This is a genomic window from Robinsoniella sp., from assembly GCF_034124845.1.
In genome coordinates, this window is the sequence record NZ_JAWYAJ010000162.1 from 1 (window position 1) to 4,284 (window position 4,284).

5 protein-coding genes and 1 pseudogene are annotated in these 4,284 nt (G+C 45.4%); 3 read left to right on the forward strand and 3 right to left on the reverse strand.

Annotation, left to right across the window (positions count from 1 at the left end; all coding sequences use genetic code 11):
• The 3 genes and pseudogenes from ACH2DQ_RS07745 to ACH2DQ_RS07755 form a co-directional block, all read left to right on the forward strand.
• Window positions 1-140 (forward strand): annotated as a pseudogene (locus ACH2DQ_RS07745) (SPFH domain-containing protein); the annotation flags it as partial.
• Window positions 141-154: 14 nt separating this feature from the next.
• Window positions 155-1,210, forward strand: coding sequence for a TFIIB-type zinc ribbon-containing protein (locus ACH2DQ_RS07750; protein ID WP_394913338.1), 1,056 nt, complete (start codon window positions 155-157; stop codon window positions 1,208-1,210).
• Window positions 1,204-2,046 (forward strand): TPM domain-containing protein, encoded by an 843-nt coding sequence (locus tag ACH2DQ_RS07755; protein ID WP_394913339.1) that lies wholly within the window; start codon window positions 1,204-1,206, stop codon window positions 2,044-2,046. Before ACH2DQ_RS07750 ends, ACH2DQ_RS07755 begins: the two co-directional genes overlap by 7 nt.
• Before the next feature lie 139 nt (window positions 2,047-2,185).
• On the opposite strand, the gene ACH2DQ_RS07760 is transcribed toward ACH2DQ_RS07755, so the two are convergent.
• The 3 genes from ACH2DQ_RS07760 to ACH2DQ_RS07770 form a co-directional block, all read right to left on the reverse strand.
• Complete coding sequence (locus ACH2DQ_RS07760; RefSeq protein ID WP_394913340.1) at window positions 2,186-2,962, reverse strand: ABC transporter permease; 777 nt, start codon at window positions 2,960-2,962, stop codon at window positions 2,186-2,188.
• Window positions 2,963-2,975: 13 nt separating this feature from the next.
• The gene (locus ACH2DQ_RS07765) at window positions 2,976-3,779 is read right to left on the reverse strand and encodes an ABC transporter permease (RefSeq protein ID WP_394913341.1); all 804 of its coding nucleotides are present in this window, start codon (window positions 3,777-3,779) and stop codon (window positions 2,976-2,978) included.
• Window positions 3,780-3,788: 9 nt separating this feature from the next.
• A partial coding sequence (locus ACH2DQ_RS07770; protein WP_395026235.1) for an ATP-binding cassette domain-containing protein occupies window positions 3,789-4,284 on the reverse strand: 496 nt, incomplete at its 5' end.

A 4,284-nucleotide genomic window follows, 5' to 3' on the forward strand; every position in this document is an offset into this window, starting at 1 on the left:
GCAGCTGCGGAGCTTCCAATACAGGGAAATTTTGTTCAAACTGCGGGAATGCAAGACCGGTTTCGGCAGACTGGACATGCGCCTGCGGAGTTAAAAATACTGGGAAGTTCTGTTCGGAATGCGGAAACCCGCGCCCATAATCAGGAGGTGATACATGTCAGTTGTCAGTTACAAATGTCCAAACTGCGGTGGGGATCTTCGATTTGATCCCAAATCCCAAAAGTACAAATGTGAATATTGCCTTTCTGAATTTACGGAAGAGGTTCTGGGTGAACAGGAAGAAAAAGGATCAGACGGGCATTCCAGGCAGCAGGAGCAGGCGGAACAGGAGAGCCGGGACGGGCTTATATATTCCTGTCCCAGCTGCGGCGCCCAGATCATAACGGATGAAACAACAGCCGCCACGTTCTGTTACTATTGCCACAATCCCGTAGTTCTGGAAGGAAAACTCTCCGGTGATTATAAACCGGACCACATCATACCCTTTAAAGTGGATAAAAAAGAAGCGGTAAATCATTTCCTGGGGTATATGAAAAAGAAAAAGTTTGTCCCAAGGGCATTTTTCAGCAAGGATCAGATAGAGAAGATATCCGGCGTGTATTTCCCATTCTGGATGTTCGAATGCGATGTGATGGGGCATATGGATGCAGCGGCTACGAATGTTCGCATTTACCGCATTGGTGATACGGAATTTACGGAGACCAGATTCTACAATGTCCAGCGGGAAGGGAATCTGCATTTTGAGGAACTTACGAAGAACGCATTAAAAAAGGCAAACAGGAAGCTTGTTGAAGGGGTACAGCCATTTATGCTGAATGACCTGCAAAAGTTCTCTATGGGCTATTTATCCGGTTTTCAGGCGGAAAAAAGAGATATGGAGAAACGGGACTTTGAAGACGAGGTCCGAAAAGAGATCAGCGATTATGCCAAAAATATTCTAAAGGACAGCATAACCGGCTATACCACGGTAAAATCATCGAAACTTGCCCTGGATACTCCGTCTGAACACTGGAAATATATTTTGCTGCCTGTCTGGGTGCTTACCTATAAAGGCAAAGATGATAAGATGTACTACTATGCCATGAATGGGCAGACAAAAAATATCTGCGGCGAGCTTCCCATTGACTATAAGAAGGTGGCGCTGATGTTTGCAGCCATTGCAATACCGGTATTCTTACTATTATTGTTAGGAGGATATTTCATATGGTAAAAGGGAAAAAGGTTCTGCTGTGGCTATGCCTGTTATTTCTGCTTCTGATGACAACTGGAATAGGGGCATTTGCTTCAACCGGCAGTCAGGTATTTGATGAAGCCGGGCTTCTAAACCCGGATCAGGCTGCAGATTTGGCGCAGAGGGCAGATACAATGCGGGAAACATATAAAATGAATTTTGTGGTAGTAACTACAAATGATGCCCAGGGAAAATCGGCAAGAGAATATGCAGATGATTTCTACATGGATCATGGATTCTATGACGATGGAGAAGCCAAAGGCGGAGCCACATTTTTAATCGATATGGATAACCGGGAAATTTATATTTCAACGGCACATGATATGATCTACTATATGACAGATGATCGGATAGAAAGTGTTCTGGACACCGCCTATCCCTATATCAAAGCGGGTGAGTATTATAATTGTCTGAACAGTATGATGGCTGCGACACAAAATTTTATTGATAAAGGTGTTCCCGCAGATCAGTATACATTGGATGAGGAAACGGGAGAGATAACAAAATATCTCAGCCTGCGCCCTATTGACTGGGCGATTGCAGCAGGAGCAGCGCTGCTTTTAGGAGGTGCGGTCTGCGGATTTACGGTGGGTAAATACAAACTGAAATGGGGAAGTTATACCTATCCTTACAAACAAAAGGGCAGACTGAATTTAACGAACCAGTCAGATCATTTTACCAATCAGGTAGTTACCCAGAGACATATTCCAAAGAATGATGACTCTGGAGGATCCGGCGGCGGGGGCGGAAGTATGTCATCTACCCACACCTCAAGCGGAGGCGGAACCTTTGGCGGAGGCGGCAGAGGATTTTAAGAACGCTCCGTATCAAAATCAGATAAGAAGAGACTATTGCAGAAGGGAAGATTCGATGCAGATGCATGAATTTCCACAATTGCAATAGTCTCTTTTTTCTGGCTTATGTAATAGTCTTTTTCCGGCTGAAATCTATGGATCAGGAGCCGGTTGATTTGTATTTTCTCATGCCAAGATTCCATACAAAGAGGCAGGGAATCAGAAAAAGTAAGGTTAATACCGGCAGAAAGCAGTAATACGCGGGTATATTCTGACGGATGAGATAGAGAAACGGATAGTACTGGAAAAGAGCAAAAGGTACAAGATAGGTGCAGATGGTAAGCACTGTTTTCCCGTAGACGGCTGCGGGATATTTTCCATATTCTCTGGCACCGTCGGTAAAGATATTCATGAATTCAAGCCCTTCCAGTGTAAAAAAGCAAAGTCCGGCATAGAGGATAAATAATCCGGCAAAGGTTGCAACACCGCCCAAAATCATCAGAATCAGCGTAAGCACCCTCAGAAATGTCCAGTGAAGGTCAATATTGGCAATGCCATAAATCAGCATGACAACCGCCTGGAGAAGCCGTCCGATGCGTGTTAATTCTATTTTACTGGCAAGCACCTGGAAGATGGCGCCTCCCGGACGAACCAGGATGCGGTCGAATTCCCCGTTTCCAATCATAGAGGCGAAGGTGTCAAATCCCCGGAAGAAACATTCAGCTATGGTAAATGACATCAGCACAATGGCAAAGCACAAGAGGACTTCACTGTATGAGTAGCCGTTGATCTGGTGGAAGCGCTGCAGCATAAAATATACCCCCAGGAAGACATTGAAGGAAACCAGAAATTGTCCCACTACAGTAAGCAGAAAGGATACTTTATATTCCATCATGCTGCGCAGGTGTATGGATAGATAATGCATATATAGTTTCATATAAATTCTCCTTTCAACCGCCCTGAACAACCACTTGCTTCAAAGCTCTGTGCATCAGAAGTTTGCCGGATGCGGTCAGCAGGATCAGCCAGAATATCTGCAAAGCAAGCGCTCTGTACAGAGAACTTCCGGCAATGTCACCGCTGTAAATACGCAGAGGGGCATTCTGTATGGAAGCAAAGGGCAGCAGCTCTACAATGCAGGAAATCTGATCCGGCAAAAAAGGCAGGGGGATAACTGCTCCGGAGAGAAACTCCGCCAGGGAAGTGGTAATCATCCGGATGCCCTGTGAAGATATGGTATAAAATGATAATGTATATATGACCATGGAAAGGGAAACCACGACCCCCAGTCCAAGTGCCATAGAAAACAGGAACAGCAGTGCCGTTACCGGATCCGGCGGCAGCGTGATGCCATAGGGCGCCGGAAGGAGAAACGCCAGAATCAGCACGGGGAAGCAGCGCAGGACGGCTTTGGAAAGCCTGGATGCCAGATTCCTCATAAACCACATGGTGTACAGGTCCGCAGGACGGCACAGTTCATAAGAAACGTTGCCATTGGTAATGGAATCAAATATATCATTGTCCCAGAACCAGAACATATAAAGGGCTAAGAAAGCCTGCTGCAGCCATACATAGGACGTCAGTGCACGAAAAGACATGGGGAAGGCATTGGCATCTGCCTGATAAAATGCCTGAAATAAAAGTATTTCCATGGCACCCCAGATAAACTGCGTGGATACTCCGGCTAAAGCTGCGGTACGGTACTGAAGCCCGGTAATAAAGCGCATGCGAAAAAAAGAGAGGTATTGTTTCATGGCTGCCTCCTATATCTCATACTGCCGGTAGATGCGGGCAACAAGTTCATCCAGGCTTTCTTTTTCCATGGCCATGTCCTTGAATTCCTTAAGGGAGCCATCCATGAGAAGACGTCCTTTGCCGATGAGCATAATACGGTTTGTAAGTGCTTCAATATCCTGCATATCGTGTGTGGTCAGAATAATGGTTGTATTGTGTTTTTTATTCAGATCCAGAATAAAATTACGAACGGCTATCTTGGAAACGGCATCCAGTCCGATGGTTGGCTCGTCTAAAAACAGGATTTTGGGATTATGTAAAAGAGAGGCAGCTATTTCACAACGCATTCGCTGACCCAGAGAGAGCTGTCTGGCAGGCGTTTTAATAATATCCTCTAAGTTCAGAAGGAAAGTCAGTTCCTCCTTCATCAAATGGTAATCGTTTTTTTGTATCCGGTATATATCCTTAAGCAATTCAAAAGAATCAATGACGGGAACATCCAACCAAAGCTGGGAGAGCTGCCCG